We start from the raw sequence: 20,707 nt of genomic DNA, 5'->3' as shown, positions 1-20,707 counted from the left end.
CCATATGATGGTTGTTCCGGCACGGATCACCAGGGCACGGTACGGCCCTGGTAATCGAGATACTCCAGTCCCGGACGTTGCCGTTTGTCGAGCAGGACGTTCACCAGGCGTGGGATCGTCTCTTCGATGGTCAGCGGGGCATCTGCCCCGCCGAGCTCGGTGCGGATCCATCCCGGGGCCATCACCACCAGCGGATGGGAGGCCGAGGTGGGGCGAGCGGCAAAGCTGCGCATAAACATATTCAGCGCAGCTTTACTCCCGCGGTAGAGTTCCCGCTGGCCGGTAAGGTTATTGGTCAGGCTCCCCTGGCCAGAGGACATCACGCCGAGCAGCCCCTGCGGTTTAACTGCCTGCTGCAGGCGCTCGATAACCCGCATCGGCGCCAGGGCATTGGTGAGCATCACCTGGTAAAACTCCTCGGTGGAGACGTCGCCAATGATCTGCGATGGGTCACGATTGGTGGTACCGGCGTTGACAATCAGCATATCGAGGCTTGCCGGGGGAAGCGTCGCCTGCAGAGCGGCCAGTTGGGCTTCATCGCGAATGTCGAGCGTCGCCAGGCGTAGCCGCAGGGGATGCGTCTTGGCCAGGTCGTGGAGCGGCGTGTGGGATGATAAATCGCGCACGGTGCCGATGACCTCCCAGCCGTGCTGCAGGAACGTCGCCGCCATAGCATGGCCAAGGCCGCGCGAGGCGCCGACGATGAGGATAGTGTTGTGCTGATCGGATTTCATGATGTCTCTCGCTGCAGAAAGGAGGTCTTCACTATAATCAGGCCCGAGATCGGGCGGAAGACGCCGCCAGTGCACTCATATCTTGCAGCAAACGCCCTGTCTGGCGACTGGAGCGATAATGAACGATCCCGATTTTAATTTGCTGGCGGCCCTCGATCCGCTGCCGGTCAGTACCGAGGTGATTACGGTTTCGCAGGCGTGGCATCCGCGTCTGGAGCAGGCCCCGGCCACCGCTGGCTGCGGCAGCGGTTGCGTGAGGTGTGTCGCGAATAAAAAAAGCCCGCACAAGTGCGGGCAAAAATACTGGAAGCAATGTGAGCAATGTCGTACTAAATACCCGAGTGATTTACTCAACTATTCAGTGATGAGAAAGATAATATTTCTCATTTAAGATATCAACCCCATCTTTTGTGCGGAAGCGATTTTTTATCCGAGGGTGAAAACCGTGCGCTTCTGGCTGTCGTCCTGCGGCCAGGCCGCCGCGATCTCCTGCAGTGGCCGCGGGGTGGTGGCGATGGTCAATTTCCCCGGCACCGCCGCCTGCAGCATTTCACCGGTCGCCGCCAGCAGTTGCGATACCGACAGGCTACCGATACCGCTGCCCATCAGCAGGAGCGGGGCGGAACGCAGCACTGCGCCATTTAACGCGATATCGGCGCCAGCCAGGGAACCCACCTGCACATAGCGCACCGGACTGCCGGCAGGGGTATATTTCGCCAGTGCCGGCAATAATAATTCCGCGCTGTGTCCCCACAGGTAATCGATGACCACATCGATCTGCGCGGCGCTGACCGCTGAAAATTGCCCGCTCAAGGTTTTATCATCAGCGGTTAACTGAATACACTCATCGGCGTCCAGCGCCGCGAGCGACTGCGCATTGCGCCCGGTTGCAATGATTTTTTTCGCCCCCAGATAGCGGGCAATCTGTACCGCCAACTGACCGGCGCTGCCGGTGGCGCCATTAATCAGCACCGTTTCGCCGGCCTGAAGCTGGGCGCGTGTCACCAGCGATGCCCACGCGGACATACCGGGGTTGGCCATCGCCGCCGCCTGGATATCATCGAGCGCATCCGGCAGCGGCAGACAATTCTGCAGGGCGACCGGCGCCCGCTGCGCCATACTGCCGAAGGGGGCGGTGGGGAAGGCGAAGTAGACGCGCTGGCCCTGAGGTGTGGTGCCGACGCCATCGATACCGGGCACAAAGGGCAGATTGCCGTCGAAGCTGTAATGGCGTCCGGATGCCCGGGCCTTAACCACATGGCTTATCGCGGCGGCGCGGACGTCAATGAGCGTCTGGCCGGGCGCGGGCTGCGGGTCGATAAAATCGGCCCAAACCGGGCCTTCTGCGAGATCAAAAACCACGGCTGCTTTCATAAATTATCTCCTGTCGGGAATTATGTGTAAAATACACATATTGTTTTGCAGCACTATACGCGGAAAATTAATACATGCAAGATGCACATAATGACTACGACATTACCGACTTTCACGGCGCGCTGCTGGATATCATCAGCGTAATGAACCAGCCGCTGCGCGATGAGCAGATCCTGCAGGCAGCCGGCATCCAGCTGGAACAGATGCTGTTTCCGCTGCTTGTGGCAGTAGGGCGCCATGGCCCGGTGGGAGTGGTTGAGCTGGCGGATCATTTAGGGCGCGATTACACCACCGTCAGCCGCCAGGTGAAAAAACTGGAAGCCCAGGGACTCGCCTGTAAGCAACCGAACCGTCATGATCGACGGATCAGCGAAGTGACGCTTAGCGCCAGCGGACAACAGATGATCGACAGTATTGCGGTAGCGCGGCGGCGGTTAATGAATCAGGTGCTGGCGCAGTGGCCGGAAGATGAAGTGCAGGCGCTGTTTCGCTTAACGCGCAAATACGCCGACAGTTTGCAGCAACCAGGCTAAATTCTCGTGTGTTGCCGCCTGGCGCAACAATCAGCTTTTGCGTCACAACTCACGGGTCAGTTCGTCGATGTTGTCGGAAAGTATCTCCAGCAGGGATCTCACATAGAGAGTGTTGTTTCCCTGATGCCACATCGCGCTGAGGGGGAGCCCTTCGACATGCTTTTTCGGCGTGAGCGCAAGGTATTTCACGCCGTCGGCATTCATGTCTTTATAGGACGCTGGCACCAGAGCAATGCCGAGTCCTGCGGCAACAAAACTCAGGATAGTCTGCTTCTCTTCAGCATACTGCGCGATGACAGGCATGCTGCCCCCCTCTTTGAAAATATTCATTGTCAGGTCATGGCTGTGACGCCGGGTGCGTCTTTCCGGCAAGATAACCGGCTCGTGTCGGAAATCATCGATACTGACTTCGTCATAACTGACCAGCCGGTGATGAGCGGGCACGGCGAGCACGCAGGTTTCATTGGCGATAAAACGCGCTGTCAGCGTGGCATCAATATGTTCCGGCGGGCGCACAAAAACCACATCCAGCCACCCTGAAATGAGTCGGGGGATAAGTTTGTGAGATTTATCTTCTGTAAGATGAATATCTGCTTCAGGAAAACGCCTGACAAAAAGATTAAGCAATTCAGGAAGTAATCCTTTGGCTGCGCTGTCGATAGCCCCGATCCGCAACGTTCTTTTCTGCAACAGGCTATTTTTCCGGAATCGCTGCCGTAGCGCATCGAAATCAGCAATGACCGTTTTGGCCTCATTTAAAAAGGCGGCGCCTTCAGGTGTTAGCGACACGTTGCGGGTCGATCGATTCAGTAGCCTGATCCCCAAATCATCTTCCAGTAGCTTAATAAAGCGACTCAGTGACGCAGGCATCATTTCGAGTTTACGGGCAGCCCGGCCAAAGTGAAGCTCATCACCTAACACCACAAAGCAACGTAGCTGATTTATATCCATCTTTTCACCAAAACCTGATTATACAAATTATTTATATAAAGCCGTGCCGATGATAAAGCGGTTCAAAACTTCATACTGGGATTATTACAAAACGATAACAACCCTACATCACTATGGAGCATCCCGTCATGAAAAACGACCTCGAAAAGAAGGTGATGCGTAAGGTTACCCTGCGCATTATTCCTTTCATCATGCTGCTGTACTTCATTGCCTTCCTTGACCGCGTCAACATTGGCTTTGCCGCCCTGACCATGAATCAGGATCTGGGATTTTCACCCACCGTTTTTGGTCTGGGCGCTGGCATTTTCTTCCTGGGTTATTTTCTGTTTGAGGTACCGTCAAACTTAATTCTTCATAAAGTGGGCGCCCGCATCTGGATCGCCCGCGTCATGATTACCTGGGGATTCGTCTCTGGCTGCATGGCTTTTGTGCAGGGCACGACGAGCTTCTACATTCTGCGTTTTCTGCTCGGCGTGGCGGAAGCCGGTTTCTTCCCGGGGATCATTCTCTATCTCAGCTACTGGTTTCCTGCCGCCAGGCGTGCGCAGGTCACTGCCATCTTTATGGCCGCAGCTCCCCTGTCGACAGCACTGGGATCGCCGGTTTCGGCCGCACTGCTGGAGATGCATGGCTTCCTTGGCTACGCCGGCTGGCAGTGGATGTTTGTACTGGAAGCTTTGCCGGCGCTGGTGCTCGGTGTTGTGGTTCTGTTCTTCCTGACGGATCGTCCGGCCAAGGCCAAATGGCTGACTGATCAAGAGCGTGCCTGGCTGGAAAACGCCATGCAAGACGAGGAGCGGGCACGGGCGGCAAAACAGAGCCATTCCAGCGCATGGCGAGGGCTAGCGGATATACGCGTCCTGGCGCTGGCGCTGGTCTATTTCGGTACCTCAGCCGGGCTGTATACGCTTGGCATCTGGTCCCCGCAAATCATTCGCAGTTTCGGTGCTTCCTCGCTGGAGATTGGTTTCCTGAACGCCTTTCCGGCGGTGATCGGCGTCATCGCCATGATCCTCTGGGCGCGTCATTCCGATCGAACCAAAGAGCGCAGCTGGCACGTCATTGGCGCCTGCCTGCTGGCGGTTGCCGGGCTGATATACGCCGGTAATGTCAGCACATTGTTTACCGTAATGGTCGCCTTAACGCTGGTCACCGTGGGGATTAGCGCATCAAAACCCCCTTTGTGGAGCATGCCAACCCTGTTCCTCAGCGGCCCGGCTGCGGCCGCTGGCATTGCCGCTATCAACTCCATCGGCAACCTCGGCGGTTTCGTTGGCCCGATGATGATTGGCGTGATCCGCGAGCAAACCGGTAGCTACAGCTGGGGCCTGTACTTTGTCGCCGGATTGCTGGCGCTCTCGGCCCTCGTGGTCATGATTCTTTCTGCCAGAGCGAACAAATCGCCGACGGCAGAGCTTCCACATCCTCATACTCATTAACTGGAGAAGTAACGATGCGTCACTACAAAATTGCTGCCATCCCTGCGGACGGTATCGGACCGGAAGTCATTTCGGCAGGTATTGAAGTCTTGCACGCGCTGACGCGCCACGATCCGCAACTGAAATTTGATATAGAGACCTTTGACTGGGGGTCAGACTATTACAAAAAACATGGCGTGATGATGCCGGAAGAAGGGCTGAACATGCTGAAAGCATTTGATGCCATTTACTTCGGCGCGGTGGGGGCCCCGGATGTCCCTGACCACATCACACTCTGGGGCCTGCGGCTGCCTATTTGCCAGGGCTTTGACCAGTACGCCAATGTGCGACCCACCAAAATTCTGCCGGGCGTCACTTCACCGCTGCGCAACCGCGGGCCTGGCGATCTTGACTGGGTCATCGTGCGCGAAAACTCCGAAGGTGAATATTCTGGTAACGGCGGCCGTACCCACCGTGGTTTACCTGAAGAAGTCGGTACCGAAGTGGCAATCTTTACCCGTGTTGGGGTGACACGCATTATGCGCTATGCCTTCAGACTGGCACAGTCTCGTCCACGTAAACTGCTGACCGTGGTGACCAAATCCAACGCCCAGCGCCATGGTATGGTGATGTGGGATGAGATTGCCGCTGAAGTGGCGCAGGAATTCCCGGATGTGCAGTGGGACAAAATGTTGGTCGATGCCATGACGCACCGTATGACGTTGCATCCCCAGACCCTGGATACCATCGTTGCCACCAATCTGCACGCCGATATCCTTTCCGATCTGGCTGGCGCGCTGGCGGGTAGTCTGGGCGTAGCGCCGACCGCGAATATTGATCCTGAACGCCGCTTCCCTTCCATGTTCGAACCGATCCATGGTTCCGCATTCGATATCACCGGCAAAGGGATTGCGAACCCCATTGCCACTTTCTGGACCGCGGTACAGATGCTTGAACATCTGGGCGAACGCCATGCCGCTGCGCTGATTATGGAAAGCATTGAGTATGTGTGTGAAAAAGGCATTCTGACGCCAGATGTCGGTGGCTCAGCCAATACCGCGGAGGTGACACGCGCCGTGGTGCACTACATTGACGCTAAAGCTGACATTGCCGAGACCGCATAACCATGAATAACGAACAGGCTGCAGAGATCCTGCAGGATATCTTTCAACATGCGGTCAACAGTGCCCGCGCCGGGCCGGTGACCCTGGCTAACCTGCCGGAAAAACCTCGCGGCCGTTGTGTGGTGATCGGTGCGGGTAAAGCGTCCGCGGCAATGGCGGCTGCCGTGGATGCGGCCTGGCCGGATGTGGCGGTGTCGGGCGTGGTGGTGACGCGTTACGGTTACGCGGTTCCTGCGGGCCGCATCCGCATTATTGAGGCGGCTCATCCCGTATCAGATGCCATGAGCGAGGTTGCCGCAATGCTGATTGTGGAGACGCTGCGCGGTTTAACTGCCGATGATCTGGTGCTGGCATTGATTTCAGGGGGAGGGTCGGCGCTGATGGCGCTGCCCGCCCCGGGGTTAACGCTGGCAGATAAGCAGACCATCACCCGGGCCCTGCTCCATAGCGGGGCCAGCATCAAAGAGATGAATCTGGTACGTCGTCATCTCTCAGCGGTGAAAGGCGGAAAGCTGGCGACCATGGCGCAACCGGCGCGCATCGTATCACTGATTATCAGCGATGTGCCTGGCGATAATCCGACGGACGTAGCGTCTGGCCCCACCGTTGCCGATAACAGCGCACCACGTGATGCGCTCCGGGTACTGCAGCGGTATGGCATTGCGATCCCGAAGCCCGTTAGCGAACGGCTAAACCAGCCGGCCGGCCCGGTGGAAAACGCCGCGACAGGCGAGGTCAGGCTTATCGCCACGCCGGCGATGGCGTTAGCGGCGGCGGCTCTGGCCGCACGACAACATGGGTTCACCCCCCTTATTTTGGGGGATGCTATAGAAGGTGAAAGCAGGGAAGTGGCGGTGGTCATGGCCGGTATGGCGAAATCGGCGAAGCAGTATGGTCACCCGATTTCAGGGCCTGCTGTGCTGTTGTCAGGTGGCGAAACCACGGTGACAGTAAACAACACTCAGCCTGGAAAAGGGGGCCGCAATACCGAGTTTTTACTCAGTCTGGCCTGTGCGCTCCAGGGGGAACACGGTATCTGGGCCATGGCGGGAGATAGCGATGGTATTGATGGCACAGAAGATGCCGCAGGTGCGATCGTCTTCCCGGATACGCTTGCGCGCGGCAAGCTGAGCGGTCTTAATGCAGTGCAATATCTGGATGGCCATGATAGTTACTGCTATTTTCACGCGCTTAATGATTTGCTGATCACCGGCCCGACGTTAACCAACGTCAATGATATTCGGGCAATATTGATTGCCTGACTGTATCGCTCTCCTGTGCCAGGGAGCGATATTTTTCCCTTTCAACATAGTTCAAATCTTCGGTATCCGCCCGCCATCCATTTCCACGCTAAAGCGCATCGCCTGGCGTCAAGGTGTCGATCATCGGTCCGTCTGATGTGTTGGCGTGCAAGATGACATGGAAAGGAAGGTAACGCGTGGAAATCGCCGCCTGGCGCGATGCCAGGCGGCTGATGGTCAGGCGGTTTTGGTCGCTGCCTTCAGGCTCTGGACGAAGGCTTTCAGCTCGTCGAGCATGGTCTGCGGCTCATCGAGGTGGCGTTCGATGATTTTGACGATGGCGGAACCGGAGATAGCCCCGGCGGCTCCGGCGTCAATGGCGGCGCTCACCTGCTCCGGCGCGGAGATACCAAAGCCCTGCAGCGGCGGCGCGGCGTGATATTCCGCCAGCTTCTCCACCAGGTGGTGCAGCGGCAGCGCGGCGCGATTTTCCGCACCCGTCACTCCGGCGCGCGACAGCAGATAGGTGTAGCCGCGGCCATAAGAGGCAATCTGGCGCAGTAAATCGTCATCCGCATTGGGCGGGCAGATGAAAATCGGCGCGATGTTATGGCGCATCGCCGCCTGGCGGAACGGGGCGGACTCTTCCACCGGCACGTCGGCCACCAGCACCGAGTCGACGCCGACGCGGGCGCACTGGGCATAGAACGCATCGATGCCCGGGCTGAAGACGAGGTTGGCATACATCAGCAGGCCGATTGGGATGGTCGGATGCTTCTGGCGGATCGCCGCCAGCATCTCAAAGCACTGCGCTGGGGTCACTCCCGCGGCGAAGGCGCGCAGGGCCGCGCCCTGGATGGTCGGGCCGTCCGCCAGCGGGTCGGAGAAAGGGATCCCCAGTTCAAGGGCATCGGCGCCGCCTTCGATCAGCGCATCGATAATTTTCAGCGACTGCTCCGGTCCCGGATCGCCAAGGGTGACAAAGGGGACGAAGGCGCCTTCCTGGCGATTTTTCAGTTGGGCAAACAGCGTCTCATAGCGTTCCATCAGATTTCCCCTCGCGCTTTCAGGATGTCATGTACGGTGAAAATGTCTTTGTCGCCGCGGCCGGAGAGATTAACCACCAGCAGCTGCTCTTTTTCCGGGTTCTCGCGCATCATCTTCAGCGCGTGGGCCAGAGCGTGAGAGGACTCCAGCGCCGGGATAATCCCTTCGTGGCGGGAAAGCGCTTTAAACGCGTCCAGCGCTTCGTCGTCAGTGATCGACACATAGTCAGCGCGACCGGTGCTGTTCAGAAACGCGTGCTGCGGCCCAACGGACGGGAAGTCCAGCCCGGCGGAAATGGAGTAAGACTCTTCGATCTGGCCGTCGGCGGTCTGCATCATCGGCGACTTCATACCGAAGTAGATCCCAACGCGGCCATGCTTCAGCGGCGCGCCGTGCTCGCCGCTCTCGATACCGTGTCCGGCGGGCTCCACGCCGATCAGGCCGACGTTGGTTTCCTCGATAAAATCAGCGAACATGCCGATGGCGTTTGATCCGCCGCCGACGCAGGCGATCACCGCGTCCGGCAGGCGGCCCTCTTTTTCAAGGATCTGCGCTTTGGTCTCTTCGCCAATCATGCGCTGGAATTCACGCACAATCGTCGGGAACGGGTGCGGACCGGCGGCGGTGCCCAGCATATAGTGCGCCTTTTCGTAGCTGCCGGACCAGTCGCGCAGCGCCTCGTTACAGGCATCTTTCAGCGTGGCGGAGCCGCTGTGCACCGGGATCACCTCGGCGCCCATCAGGCGCATACGGAACACGTTCGGCGACTGGCGCTCGACGTCCTTGGCACCCATGTAGATACGGCATTTCAGGCCGAGCAGGGCGCTGGCCAGCGCTGAGGCGACGCCGTGCTGGCCGGCGCCGGTCTCGGCGATAATTTCGGTTTTGCCCATCCGTTTGGCCAGCAGAGCCTGGCCCAGCACCTGGTTGGTTTTGTGCGCGCCGCCGTGCAGCAGATCTTCGCGTTTCAGGTACAGGGTGGTGCGGGTGCCATCGGTCAGATTCCGGCATTTGGTCAGGGCCGTCGGACGACCGGCGTAGTTTTTCAGCAGGTCGGTGAATTCCGCCTGAAAGGCCGGGTCCTTCTGCGCGCTGACAAAGGCTTCTTCCAGCTGGCGCAGGGCGGGCATCAGGATCTGCGGCACATACATGCCGCCGAATTCGCCGAAGTAGGGGTTCAGTAAAGTGCTCATTATTGCTCCTTAATATGCGCGCAGCGTCTGGAATACCGAGGCCAGCTTGCTGGCGTCTTTAATCCCGGGTTGCGACTCTACGCCTGAATTGAAATCGAGTCCGGCACAGCCGCTTTTGGCCGCTTCCACACAGTTATCGGCGCCGAGGCCGCCCGCCAGCATGACGTTGCGCAGATCCTGGCCCTGCAGCAGGCTCCAGTCAAAGCGCTGGCCGCTGCCGCCCTGGCCGTTGTCGAGCAGGTACTTGTCGACATGGCGGAGCGTACGGGCCGGGAAGGTTTCGCCGACGCTCAGCGCTTTCCAGATGCGGACGTTGTCCGCGAGGGCGTCGCGCAGCGCGTCGATATAGGCCTGGTCTTCATCACCGTGCAGCTGCACGGCGGCCAGCCCCAGAGCCTGCGCGCGGGCGACCACCTCCTCCAGCGGCGCATTGCGGAAGACGCCGACGTACTGCAGCGGCGCAGCGGCGATCACCGCTTTGGCCTGGGCGTCATTCACCGCTCGCGGCGAGGTCGGGACGAAGATCAGCCCACCGTAAATGGCGCCGGACTCCCAGGCCACCTGGGCATCCTGCGGGCGCGTCAGGCCGCACACTTTGTTCTCGCCGAGCAGCACGCGTTTAACCGCCGCTTCCAGATCCGCCTGCTCCATCAGGGCGGAGCCGATCAGGAAGCCGTTGGCGAAGTGGCTCAGCTCGCGCACTTCGGCATAGGTATGGATGCCGGATTCGCTGATCACCGTGACATCCGGGCCGAGACGCGCCGCCAGCTGACGGGTGCGGTTAAGGTCAATCGACATATCGCGCAGGTCGCGGTTGTTAATGCCCACCACCTTCGCCTTCAGGGCGATGGCGCGCTCCAGTTCCTCTTCATTGCTGACTTCGGTCAGCACGCCCATATTCAGGCTGTGAGCCACCGCCGAGAGCTGACGATACTGTTCATCGTCGAGCACCGAGAGCATCAGCAGACAGGCGTCGGCCTGATAGTAGCGCGCCAGGTAGATCTGGTAAGGGTCGATGGTTAAGTCCTTACACAGGATCGGCTGCGGCGCGACCTGGCTGACGATCGGCAGGAAATCGAAGCTGCCCTGGAAATATTTCTCATCACACAGCACCGAGATCGCCGAGGCGTAGTGCTTGTAGATGCTGGCGATCGCTGCCGGATCGAAATCCTCGCGAATCAACCCCTTCGACGGTGAGGCCTTCTTGCACTCGAGAATAAACGCGGTGCGGGTGCCGGCCAGCGCGTCATAGAAATTGCGCTGCGTCGGAACGATCTCATTTTGAAAACTGGCTAACGGTTGTTGTTGTTTGCGGGCTTCCACCCAAATCGCTTTGTCGGCAACGATTTTTGCTAAAACGGTTTGCATTCTTTACCCTCTTGCCGCTAAGGCGGTCACTCTGTCATAGGCCGCGCCGCTGTGCAGCACATCCAGTACCTGCTGAGCGTTAGCTTTCAGATCTTCATGCCCGTGTAAACGCATCAACATGGCGACGTTGGCGGCGACGGCGGCTTCGTGAGCGGCTTCACCTTTACCTTGTAGCAAGCGCGTCAGAATGTCACGGTTTTCTTCCGGGGTGCCGCCCGCCAGCTGCGCCTGATGGTAAGGCGTCAGGCCGAAGTCGTCGGCGGTCAGCTGATAGCTTTTAATTTCTCCATTATGCAGTTCGGCCACCACCGTAGGCGCATGCAGTGAAACTTCATCCATCCCACCGCTGTGCACCACCGCCGCGCGCTGATAACCCAGCACGCGCAGGGTCTCGGCGATCGGCAGCACCAGTTCCGGGCTGTAGACGCCAATCAGCGCCAGCGGCGGATGCGCCGGGTTGATCAGCGGCCCCAGCACGTTGAACAGGGTGCGGGTCTTCAGCTGCTGACGGACCGGCATCGCGTGGCGGAAACCGGTGTGGTACTTCGGCGCGAACAGGAAGCAGACGCCCAGCTCATCAAGCGCGGCGCGGGATTTATCGGCGTTCATATCGAGATTAATGCCGAAGGCCGCCAGCAGGTCAGAAGAGCCTGATTTACTGGAGACGCTGCGGTTGCCGTGTTTCGCCACTTTTAACCCGCAGGCCGCAGCGACAAAGGCGCTGGCGGTGGAGATATTGATGCTGTTGCTGCCGTCGCCACCGGTGCCAACGATGTCGGCAAACAGGTAGTCCGGGCGCGGGAACGGCGCGGCGTTTTCCAGCAGCGCGGTAGCGGCGCCGGCAATTTCCTGCGGCTGCTCGCCGCGCACTTTCATGCTGACCAGCGCGGCGGCCAGTTGCTCAGGCTTCACTTCGCCGCGCACGACGGCGGAGAACAGCTGGTGGCTCTCCTGCTGGCTCAGGGGTTCCGCCTGGTACAGTTTCTCAAGGATCGGCTGGAGGGTGTTGGTATGCTCCAGCTTCTGCAGCGCCCAGGCCAGGGTCTGCTCCAGCAGCCGTGCGCCCTGGGTGGTGAGGATCGATTCCGGGTGGAACTGGAAGCCGCACACCCGATCCGAATCGTGACGCACCGCCATCACCATACCGTTGAAATTGGCGTTAATCGTCAGCCCGGCGGGAATATTGCTGCCGACCAGCGAGTGGTAGCGCGCCACCGGCAGCGGGTTAGCCAGACCGGCAAACATCGCCTGGCCGTCGTGCTCAATGCTGGAGGCTTTGCCATGGAGGATCTCCCCCGCCTGGCCGACATAGCCGCCGTAGGCTTCGACAATGGCCTGGTGGCCGAGGCAGATGCCGATGATCGGCAGCTTGCCGCGCATACGGGTCAGTAGCTCCGGCATGCAGCCGGCTTCGCTTGGCGTACCCGGGCCCGGGGAGAGCATCAGCACCGGGTTGTCCATGGTGGCCAGACGCTCAATCAGCGCCTGCGCCGGAACGGAGTTGCGATAAATCACTACGTTATGGCCGTTGGCGCGCAGCTGGTCTGCCAGGTTATAGGTAAAGGAATCGATATTATCGAGCAGCAGAATGTCAGCCATCAGAAAATCTCCTTCGCGTGATGGGCCTGGGCAATGGCGCGCAGCACCGCGCGGGCTTTATTTCGGGTCTCATCCGCTTCCGACTGGGGAACCGAGTCGAGCACAATGCCGGCTCCGGCCTGGACGGTAGCGATACCTTCCTGCACGTAGGCGGAACGGATGACGATGCAGGTGTCGAGGTCGCCGTGGGCGGTGAAATAGCCCACCGCGCCGCCGTAGCTGCCGCGGCGTTTACCTTCGGCGGCGGCAATCAGCTGCATGGCGCGGACCTTCGGCGCGCCGCTGAGGGTGCCCATATTCATGCAGGCGCGATAGGCGTGGAGGACGTCGAGATCCTGACGCAATTCGCCTACTACACGGGAGACCAGATGCATCACGAAGGAGTAGCGGTCAACCTTGGTTAAATCAGCGACATAGCGGCTGCCCGGGGTGCAGATGCGCGCCAGGTCATTACGCGCCAGGTCCACCAGCATCAGGTGTTCGGAAAGCTCTTTATGATCGGTGCGCATTTCCAGCTCGATGCGGCTGTCGAGGTCGCGATCCAGCGAGCCGTCGGCGCGGCGGCCGCGTGGCCGGGTGCCGGCGATGGGGTAGATCTCAATCTGACGGCTGACGGCATCATACTTCAGCGAGCTTTCCGGCGAGGCGCCGAACAGGGTGAAATCATTGTCCTGCATAAAGAACATGTACGGGCTGGGGTTGCTCTTCTTCAGCACATCATAAGCGGCCAGCGGCGATGGGCAGGGCAGCGAGAAGCGGCGGGAAGGAACCACCTGGAAGATTTCCCCGGCGCGGATCGCGCGCTGCATTTTGCGCACCACCGCGCCGTACTCTTCATCGCTCTGGTCAACGTCGCAGCGCATTTCGGCCACGGTGGTAACCGGTAGCGGCGCCGGCGGCTCGTTCAGCTGCTGACGCAGCTGGCTCAGGCGCTGCTCCAGGCGCTGTTTTTCACTCTCCAGCGGGGTGAACAGGCTGGCCTGAATGCGGGTATGCTTGGTCTGATGGTCGATGACCAGCAGGGTTTCCGCCAGATAGAAGCAGTAGTCCGGGCAGGTGGTGTCGCTTTGCAACTGGGGAAGATCTTCAAAACCGGCCACCAGGTCATAGGCGAACAGGCCGCCGAAGAACATCGCTTCGCGCTCGTTGTCCGGAACGCTCACCAGCTCCTGCAGGAGACGGAAGGCGTCAAACACCGACAGTGAGCAGAGACGGGCGTCTTCATCGAGCAGGGCGCTGACGGCCGGGAAGGTCAGGATGCGGCCGTTGGGCTGGCGCTGATTGTTGATCCCGGAGGGCAGCGCGCCGTCCAGTAGTTCCAGCAGCGCCGCGCCGTTGGCGGAGAGGGCCTGAATAGTGACAGTGTCACCAAGGGCCGTAATGCGCAGCGCGCTATCGACCAGCAGTAGGCTTTTTAAGTCATCTTTGCTGTCGATGTCAGCGGATTCCAGCAGCAGCGTCGCCGGACGGGCGCCGCACAGTTGGTGGAATAACGCCGTCGGGTTCTCCCGGTAGATGGCGTCGCTGGTGAGAAGCTCGAGTGCCGGTTTGGATGTTTGCATTATTGTTCTCGCCTGTTCGTATTATTTTTGTCCAATAAAAAGCCCGCTCATTGGCGGGCCGGGTATCTGTATGCTGAATGCAAAACGCGATCACGCCGCCCGTCGTCAGGAGGTGCGCCACCAGCTGTGCAGAGTGATAAAGTGCATTTTCATCGTGATACCCCTTCATGTGAACTTGCGTACTAGTTAACTAGTTCAATGGAATAAAGTCAACCCTTGTTTGCAGATTTTCTCTGCCTGTCGGTATGATAATGCGCTTATTTACGTTGATGTCCAGCAGGAGTCCTTTTGAGCGACAGCCAATACGCAGTGATTTACGATCTGCACAGCCATACCACCGCCTCTGACGGGCGGCTGACTCCGCAGGAACTGGTCCATCGCGCCCATGAGATGCGCGTCGGCACCCTGGCGATCACCGACCATGACAGCGTGGCGGCGATCCCGGCGGCCCGGGAGGAGATCGCCCGCGCCGGATTACCCTTGACCCTGGTGAACGGCGTCGAGATTTCCACCCTCTGGGAGAATCACGAGATTCATATTGTGGGTCTGAATATTGATATTGCGCACCCAACGATGACCGCCCTGCTGGAGGAGCAGAAAGCGCGGCGCCAGCAGCGCGGTCAGATGATTGCCGAGCGCCTGGAGAAGGCGCGGATCCCCGGCGCCTGGGAAGGGGCGCTGCGACTGGCGGACGGTGGCGCCGTCACCCGCGGCCATTTTGCCCGTTTTCTGGTGGAGGCCGGCCATGCGAAAAACATGGCGGAAGTCTTCAAAAAATACCTTGCCCGCGGGAAAACCGGTTACGTGCCGCCGCAGTGGTGTACAATAAAACAAGCGATTGATGTGATTCATCATTCTGGCGGCAAGGCGGTGATTGCCCATCCCGGGCGCTACGATCTCTCCGCCAAGTGGTTGAAGCGGCTGTTGACCCACTTTAGCGAGCAGGGCGGTGATGCCATGGAAGTGGCCCAGTGTCAGCAGGCGCCCCATGAACGCGCCCAGCTGGCCACCCTGGCCGTGCAGTTTGGTCTTCTGGCGTCGCAGGGATCCGATTTTCATCAGCCCTGCGCGTGGATCGAACTTGGCCGTAAGCTCTGGCTTCCTGCCGGCGTGGAAGGCGTCTGGCACAGTTGGGAAGCGGCCGCCGAATAAAAATTGAGAGGGAAGTATGAGCCAGTTTTTTTATATCCATCCGGATAACCCGCAGGCGCGGTTGATTAACCAGGCGGTGGAGATTGTGCGTAAGGGCGGGGTGATCGTTTATCCTACCGACTCCGGCTACGCGCTGGGCTGCAAAATTGAAGACAGGGGGCGATGGAGCGGATCTGCCGCATTCGTCAGCTGCCGGACGGCCACAACTTTACCCTGATGTGCCGCGATCTGTCCGAGCTGTCAACTTACGCTTTTGTGGATAATGTGGCGTTTCGCCTGATGAAAAACAACACGCCGGGCAACTACACCTTTATCCTTAAGGGGACCAAAGAGGTGCCGCGTCGGCTGTTGCAAGAGAAGCGTAAAACCATCGGCATGCGCGTCCCGTCTAACCCCATCGCTCAGGCGTTGCTCGAGACCTTAGGCGAGCCGATGCTCTCTACGTCGCTGATGCTGCCCGGCAGCGACTTTACTGAATCCGACCCGGAAGAGATCAAAGATCGTCTGGAGAAAGTGGTGGACCTCATCATTCACGGCGGTTTCCTTGGGCAGCAGCCGACCACGGTTATCGATCTCACTGAAGACACCCCGGTGGTGCTGCGCGAAGGCGTCGGCGACGTGAGGCCGTTTCTCTAAGGCTATCTGCCGGGCGGTGCATCATGCGCCGTCCGGTACCCCGCGTTTTCGCCCCGACGGCACGATAATCATCCATAGCGCTACACAAACCAGCAGCGCGCCGAGAATCAATCCTTCCTCCACTGTCTCTCCGAGGCAGAGATAGCCCCACAGCGCCGCAAAAGGTGGGATCAAAAAGGTCACCGACAGCGAACGCAGCGGCCCTATATCTGCAATCAAGCGGAAGTAGAGAATATACCCTGCCGCCGTGCAGACCACGCCCAGCATGACTATCGCTATCCACGGCAGACTCTGCCGCCAGTCTACGGCTGGCCCATGCCAGCAGGACCAGAGAAAGAAAGGAAACAGAAACAGCGTGGCGCCGACCTGGCTACCCAGCGCGACGCGTTCAGCCTCGAGGCCGCCTCGCTGCTGGATCCAGCGGCGGGTCAGAAAGCCGGCCAGACCGTAACAGGCGGTCGCGGTCAGGCAGGCGCCAATCCCCGGCAGCAGCAGGGCGGCGCTAAGGCCAGATGTCGGGCGCGCGATCACCGCCACGCCAATGGCGCCCAGTATCGCGCCGCCGCCTTTGCGCAGGGTTAACGGTTCTGCAAAGCATAACGCGCCGATCAGCACCCCCATCATCGGCGCCGTGGCGTTAAGCGTGGCGGAGTACCCTGCCGGCAGCCATTGCGCGGCAAGGCAGTACATGAGAAAAGGAAGGCCTGAATTAATGACCCCCAGCTGCAGAGTGGATGTGAATTTTCCCTGATACCCGCTCCATTTACCCTGCACGCCGAGTAACAGCCCGAGCGCGATAGCGGCGAACAGTACGCGAAGAAAAGCGCTGTTCAACGCCCCGAAGGCCGGGGTGGTGATGCGCATAAACAAAAAGCTGGCGCCCCAGAGGGCGGCGAGCAGCAGCAGGCGGCCATAGTCGATAACACGCATGATTGACTCCTTGTAGTCACGAAGGAAGTCAACTGTAGAACCCACGTGCAGCGTGCGACAAACGCGTTATGCTTACATGATTAAGTTTTTCTTAACTGAGGTTCCATACCCATGAAACTCCCGCCGCTGAATGCGTTGCGCTGCTTTGAGGCGGCGGCGCGGCTGCTCAGCCTGAAGCTGGCCGCCAGTGAGCTTTGCGTCACGCCCAGCGCCGTCAGCCAGCAGATTGCCCGCCTTGAGGAGACGCTGAATGTCCCGCTATTTATCCGTACTCCGCGACGGTTACAGTTAACGGCGGTGGGAGAGATCTACCTGCGGGCCGTTCAGCCGGCGTTTCATCAGATAGCCGCCGCCACCCAGCGCCTGCAGGTGCCCCCGGGACCAGAAAAGGTAGCTATCAGCTGTACCAGCGGCTTCGCCATTCAGTGGCTGCTGCCGCGGCTGGCTGATTTTGAACGACGCTATCCGCAGATAGAGATCCAGATCGGCACCACCAACCGGCGAGTGGATTTGCTGAGTGAAGGGATCGATTTTGCCGTGCGTCATGGTGTCGGCGGCTGGCCGGAACTGCAGGCTTACCGCCTGCTGGATGACGATCTGATGCCGGTCTGTAGCCCGCAACTGATTGCTCCGCGCCGGACGCTCACCGATGCGAGCGATCTACTGCAGTATCCGCTGCTGCACGATGAACATCGTGAAGACTGGGCGCTGTGGTGTGAGGCCGTGGGGCTGGCGCCGCACTTCGCGCGGCGTGGGCCGGTGTTCACTGATTCCAACGGCGTGACGGAGGCGGCGTTCGCCGGTATGGGGATGGCATTGCTGCGACGCTCATTCATAGCGCCTGCGCTGACGCAGGGGCGGCTGGTTAATCCTCTGGCGCAGCCCATCGCCTGTCCGCTGGCCTATCATCTGGTTTACCACGAGACCGCGCTGCTGGCGCCTGCCAACCGCTGTTTTCGCGACTGGCTGCTTGGCCAGCGCCCGGCCGTTGCTGAGGAGCGCGCGTAGTGAGGGGGGCGCTGTCCGATAAAGATCTGTATGCGTGAATGGGCACAGGAGAATGAGGAAAATCTGTTCCATACTAAAGACGGGGCGCGGCGAACAGAAGCTTTCCCGACGAAGTTAGTGTAGTATGTTCGGCCACGAATACGGGCTCGCGGTGGATATCCTGATCGCGCCGACGAGACTTTACGTTAAAAGTATATACGTAACAATGAGTTGTGCTTTTGGCCTCATTGTTTCATAAAGCATACCAGACGCCTGGGAAGGCGACACCTTAAGGAAGCTCAATGAGCGAGAAACTGCAAAAAGTGCTGGCCCGCGCCGGCCACGGCTCCCGCCGTGAAATTGAAGCGAAAATCGAAGCTGGCCGCGTCAGCGTCGACGGCAAAATCGCCACCCTCGGCGATCGTGTGGAAATTGTCCCTGGTTTAAAAATTCGTATCGATGGTCATCTGATCTCGGTGAAAGAGTCTGCCGAGCAGATCTGCCGCGTGCTGGCTTACTATAAGCCGGAAGGCGAGCTGTGCACCCGTAACGATCCGGAAGGACGCCCGACGGTGTTTGATCGTCTGCCTAAACTGCGCGGCGCGCGCTGGATTGCCGTTGGTCGTCTGGACGTGAATACCTGCGGCCTGCTGCTGTTCACCACCGATGGCGAACTGGCCAACCGCCTGATGCACCCGAGCCGTGAAGTCGAGCGTGAGTACGCCGTTCGCGTTTTCGGCCAGGTGGATGATGATAAGCTGCGCCAGCTGTCGCGCGGCGTACAGTTAGAAGATGGTCCGGCAGCGTTTAAAACCATCAAATTCACCGGCGGCGAAGGGATTAACCAGTGGTATAACGTTACCCTGACCGAAGGGCGTAACCGCGAAGTGCGTCGCCTGTGGGAAGCGGTCGGCGTGCAGGTCAGCCGTCTGATCCGCGTGCGCTACGGCGATATTCTGCTGCCGAAAGGCCTGCCGCGCGGCGGCTATACCGAGCTGGACCTGGCGCAGACCAACTACCTGCGCGAGCTGGTGGAGCTCACGCCGGAAACCAGCTCTAAGGTTGCCGTCGAGAAAGACCGTCGGCGGTTGAAAGCCAATCAGATCCGTCGGGCGGTGAAGCGTCACAGCCAGACCAGCGCTAATCCGCGCCAGGGTAACAACAGCAACCGTCGTTCCAGTACTCGCAATAAGACTAACGGTTAATGTTATGCGTTCCGGTGACTTGCCGCCGGAACGCTTACTTCCTTCCGCGCTATCAGGCCCTCAGTAGTCTATCCCCATCTGCGCTTTAATCCCGGCATCAAATGCATGCTTGACCGGACGCAGTTCGCTGACGGTATCGGCCAGTTCAATAATATCGCGATGACAGCCGCGGCCGGTGATGATCACCGACTGATGGGCAGGGCGCTCACGCAGGGCGCTCAGCACCGACTCCAGCGGCAGGTAATCATACGCCACCATGTAGGTCAGCTCGTCCAGCAGCACCAGATCGAGCTGGTCGTCAGCGAGCATACGGCGGGCATGCTCCCAGACCGCCAGGCAGGCGGCGGTGTCGCTGTCGCGATCCTGGGTGTTCCAGGTGAAGCCGGTGGCCATCACCTGAAATTCGACGCCGTGAGGCTCCAGCAGATTACGCTCGCCGTTAGGCCAGGTCCCCTTGATAAACTGGATCACGCCGACTTTTTTGCCATGGCCGACGGCGCGGGTCGCGGTGCCAAAGGCGGCGGTGGTTTTGCCTTTGCCGTTGCCGGTAAAGACCATCACAATGCCGCGCTCGTCCTGGGCCGCCGCCACCCGGGCGTCAACTTTATCTTTCAGCCGCTGCTGGCGTTCGCGGTAGCGTTCATCACTCATTGGGCAATTCCTGGTTTACGTCCCGGTTGGGCGTCGAAGGTCATTCCCGTCTTGCGACGACTGTCGTCACCCATCAGCCACAGATAGACGGGCATAATGTCAGCGGGGGTTTTCAGTTTCAGCGGATCTTCCGTCGGGAACGCGCTGGCGCGCATTCCGGTGCGAGTGCCGCCGGGGTTGATACAGTTTACCCGCAGGTGGCGGCTTTGATACTCGTCGGCCAGCACCTGCATCATCCCTTCGGTGGCGAATTTGGAAACGGCATAGGCGCCCCAGTTGGCGCGGCCCTGACGACCGACGCTGGATGAGGTGAAGACCAGCGAGCCCGATTCCGAACGGAGTAATAAAGGAAGAAGCGCCTGGGTCAGCATAAAGGTGCCATTAACGTTCACCTGCATCACCTGCTGCCAGACCTCCGGCTTCTGCTCTTCCATTGGGCAGATGTCGCCGAGCAGGCCAGCGTTATGCAGCACGCCGTCAAGGCGGGGATAGTGCATGCTGATCTGCTGCGCCAGCTGCTGGCACGCCTGGGGCGTACAGGTGAGCAGGTCGAGGGTAAACCAGCGAGGGGGAATACCACCCTCACGCTCAATCTCCTGGGCGACGGTGCGCAGTTTGTCGTCGTTGCGACCCAGCAGGATAACGCTGGCGCTATAGCGCGCGTAGGTCAGGGCCGCTTCACGACCAATCCCGTCGCTGGCCCCGGTGACCAGGATGATGCGATCTTTCAGCAAGTGACGTTGTGGTTGATAATGCACGGCAACTCCTTGGGCGATCGGTTCCCGATCGCGCTTCATCTTTGGTATCTCACTTTTGCGCTGTTATGCCTGAAAGCGCCCGCCATTGCAATCGGCGAAGCGGAAAGTATTCACAAAATTAATATCTTGCAACGATTTCAGCCGCGCGAAAAAAAACGGAATCCGCTGCGCAGAGAACACAAAGCACAAAGACTTCTCGCCAGCGGCTGAGGTACACTGTGCAGCAACGTCAGTGCTTTACACA

Annotated in this window: 20 protein-coding genes, 1 pseudogene and 1 other annotated feature; of the genes and pseudogenes, 10 read left to right on the top strand and 11 right to left on the bottom strand. The window is 59.4% G+C overall.

The window, feature by feature from the left end; translation table 11 throughout:
* Positions 1-26: 26 nt before the first annotated feature.
* Positions 27-734, bottom strand: a complete 708-nt coding sequence (locus tag LPQ25_RS15160; RefSeq protein WP_226340338.1) for an SDR family NAD(P)-dependent oxidoreductase — start codon at positions 732-734, stop codon at positions 27-29.
* Between the two features lie 118 nt (positions 735-852).
* On the opposite strand from LPQ25_RS15160, the gene LPQ25_RS15155 reads away from it, so the two are divergent.
* On the top strand, positions 853-1,125 hold the full coding sequence (locus LPQ25_RS15155; RefSeq protein ID WP_041168973.1) for a hypothetical protein: 273 nt from the start codon (positions 853-855) through the stop codon (positions 1,123-1,125).
* 35 nt (positions 1,126-1,160) lie between these two features.
* On the opposite strand, the gene LPQ25_RS15150 is transcribed toward LPQ25_RS15155, so the two are convergent.
* Positions 1,161-2,108, bottom strand: a complete 948-nt coding sequence (locus tag LPQ25_RS15150) for a quinone oxidoreductase family protein (RefSeq protein ID WP_004190773.1) — start codon at positions 2,106-2,108, stop codon at positions 1,161-1,163.
* 74 nt (positions 2,109-2,182) lie between these two features.
* Between LPQ25_RS15150 and LPQ25_RS15145 the strand changes: the two genes are divergently transcribed.
* Entirely contained in the window at positions 2,183-2,641 is a 459-nt protein-coding gene (locus LPQ25_RS15145; protein WP_002901718.1) for a MarR family winged helix-turn-helix transcriptional regulator, read from the top strand.
* Between the two features lie 42 nt (positions 2,642-2,683).
* On the opposite strand, the gene LPQ25_RS15140 is transcribed toward LPQ25_RS15145, so the two are convergent.
* Positions 2,684-3,592: a LysR family transcriptional regulator gene (locus LPQ25_RS15140; RefSeq protein ID WP_004179448.1), complete on the bottom strand. Its 909-nt coding sequence runs from the start codon at positions 3,590-3,592 to the stop codon at positions 2,684-2,686.
* A 128-nt stretch (positions 3,593-3,720) separates the two neighbouring features.
* Here LPQ25_RS15140 and LPQ25_RS15135 point away from each other — a divergent pair, with 128 nt between their 5' ends.
* The 3 genes from LPQ25_RS15135 to LPQ25_RS15125 are packed head-to-tail and all read left to right on the top strand — an operon-like array spanning position 3,721 to position 7,396.
* A complete protein-coding gene (locus LPQ25_RS15135; RefSeq protein WP_009309106.1) occupies positions 3,721-5,031 on the top strand; it encodes an MFS transporter in 1,311 nt (436 codons plus the stop codon).
* Between the two features lie 14 nt (positions 5,032-5,045).
* Positions 5,046-6,134: a tartrate dehydrogenase gene (locus tag LPQ25_RS15130; RefSeq protein WP_002901724.1), complete on the top strand. Its 1,089-nt coding sequence runs from the start codon at positions 5,046-5,048 to the stop codon at positions 6,132-6,134.
* A 2-nt stretch (positions 6,135-6,136) separates the two neighbouring features.
* Entirely contained in the window at positions 6,137-7,396 is a 1,260-nt protein-coding gene (locus LPQ25_RS15125) for a glycerate kinase type-2 family protein (RefSeq protein ID WP_004892790.1), read from the top strand.
* A 216-nt stretch (positions 7,397-7,612) separates the two neighbouring features.
* On the opposite strand, the gene trpA is transcribed toward LPQ25_RS15125, so the two are convergent.
* From trpA to LPQ25_RS15100, 5 genes are read right to left on the bottom strand one after another with little or no spacing between them, the layout of a single operon-like run.
* The gene (gene trpA / locus LPQ25_RS15120; RefSeq protein WP_002901728.1) at positions 7,613-8,422 is read right to left on the bottom strand and encodes a tryptophan synthase subunit alpha; all 810 of its coding nucleotides are present in this window, start codon (positions 8,420-8,422) and stop codon (positions 7,613-7,615) included.
* A complete protein-coding gene (gene trpB, locus LPQ25_RS15115) occupies positions 8,422-9,615 on the bottom strand; it encodes a tryptophan synthase subunit beta (protein ID WP_004148107.1) in 1,194 nt (397 codons plus the stop codon). Before trpB ends, trpA begins: the two co-directional genes overlap by 1 nt.
* A gap of 9 nt (positions 9,616-9,624) precedes the next feature.
* On the bottom strand, positions 9,625-10,983 hold the full coding sequence (trpCF, locus tag LPQ25_RS15110; protein ID WP_234599472.1) for a bifunctional indole-3-glycerol-phosphate synthase TrpC/phosphoribosylanthranilate isomerase TrpF: 1,359 nt from the start codon (positions 10,981-10,983) through the stop codon (positions 9,625-9,627).
* Between the two features lie 3 nt (positions 10,984-10,986).
* The gene (gene trpD / locus LPQ25_RS15105; protein WP_014907769.1) at positions 10,987-12,582 is read right to left on the bottom strand and encodes a bifunctional anthranilate synthase glutamate amidotransferase component TrpG/anthranilate phosphoribosyltransferase TrpD; all 1,596 of its coding nucleotides are present in this window, start codon (positions 12,580-12,582) and stop codon (positions 10,987-10,989) included.
* The gene (locus tag LPQ25_RS15100; RefSeq protein WP_004190758.1) at positions 12,582-14,144 is read right to left on the bottom strand and encodes an anthranilate synthase component 1; all 1,563 of its coding nucleotides are present in this window, start codon (positions 14,142-14,144) and stop codon (positions 12,582-12,584) included. The genes trpD and LPQ25_RS15100 overlap by 1 nt, the downstream gene beginning before the upstream one ends.
* Before the next feature lie 33 nt (positions 14,145-14,177).
* Positions 14,178-14,273 (bottom strand) — a sequence feature (Trp leader region).
* Positions 14,274-14,432: 159 nt separating this feature from the next.
* Here LPQ25_RS15100 and rnm point away from each other — a divergent pair.
* Both rnm and LPQ25_RS15090 read left to right on the top strand, forming a co-directional pair.
* A complete protein-coding gene (gene rnm, locus LPQ25_RS15095; protein ID WP_014907768.1) occupies positions 14,433-15,296 on the top strand; it encodes an RNase RNM in 864 nt (287 codons plus the stop codon).
* Between the two features lie 16 nt (positions 15,297-15,312).
* Positions 15,313-15,932: pseudogene (locus LPQ25_RS15090) on the top strand (L-threonylcarbamoyladenylate synthase).
* A gap of 21 nt (positions 15,933-15,953) precedes the next feature.
* Here LPQ25_RS15090 and LPQ25_RS15085 read toward each other — a convergent pair.
* Positions 15,954-16,862 (bottom strand): DMT family transporter, encoded by a 909-nt coding sequence (locus LPQ25_RS15085; protein WP_004179459.1) that lies wholly within the window; start codon positions 16,860-16,862, stop codon positions 15,954-15,956.
* Between the two features lie 111 nt (positions 16,863-16,973).
* Between LPQ25_RS15085 and gcvA the strand changes: the two genes are divergently transcribed.
* Entirely contained in the window at positions 16,974-17,870 is an 897-nt protein-coding gene (gcvA, locus tag LPQ25_RS15080) for a transcriptional regulator GcvA (protein ID WP_004176482.1), read from the top strand.
* Between the two features lie 281 nt (positions 17,871-18,151).
* Positions 18,152-19,054 carry a 23S rRNA pseudouridine(2605) synthase RluB gene (gene rluB, locus LPQ25_RS15075; RefSeq protein ID WP_002901746.1) on the top strand — a complete coding sequence of 301 codons (903 nt, stop codon included), beginning with the start codon at positions 18,152-18,154 and terminating at the stop codon, positions 19,052-19,054.
* A 60-nt stretch (positions 19,055-19,114) separates the two neighbouring features.
* Here rluB and cobO read toward each other — a convergent pair whose 3' ends face one another.
* Positions 19,115-19,705 (bottom strand): cob(I)yrinic acid a,c-diamide adenosyltransferase, encoded by a 591-nt coding sequence (gene cobO, locus LPQ25_RS15070; protein WP_002901749.1) that lies wholly within the window; start codon positions 19,703-19,705, stop codon positions 19,115-19,117.
* A complete protein-coding gene (locus tag LPQ25_RS15065) occupies positions 19,702-20,463 on the bottom strand; it encodes a YciK family oxidoreductase (protein WP_004196459.1) in 762 nt (253 codons plus the stop codon). The genes cobO and LPQ25_RS15065 overlap by 4 nt, the downstream gene beginning before the upstream one ends.
* Between LPQ25_RS15065 and LPQ25_RS15060 the strand changes: the two genes are divergently transcribed.
* Positions 20,458-20,673, top strand: coding sequence for a hypothetical protein (locus tag LPQ25_RS15060; RefSeq protein ID WP_004148112.1), 216 nt, complete (start codon positions 20,458-20,460; stop codon positions 20,671-20,673). The genes LPQ25_RS15065 and LPQ25_RS15060 overlap by 6 nt on opposite strands.
* Positions 20,674-20,707: the final 34 nt, after the last annotated feature.

It is taken from the genome of Klebsiella sp. KPN54798 (assembly GCF_021184225.1).
In the GTDB taxonomy this organism is placed as follows: Bacteria; Pseudomonadota; Gammaproteobacteria; order Enterobacterales; family Enterobacteriaceae; genus Klebsiella; species Klebsiella pneumoniae.
The sequence above is the reverse complement of the archived record's forward strand: the minus strand, read 5'-3'. Positions and strand labels throughout refer to the sequence as shown.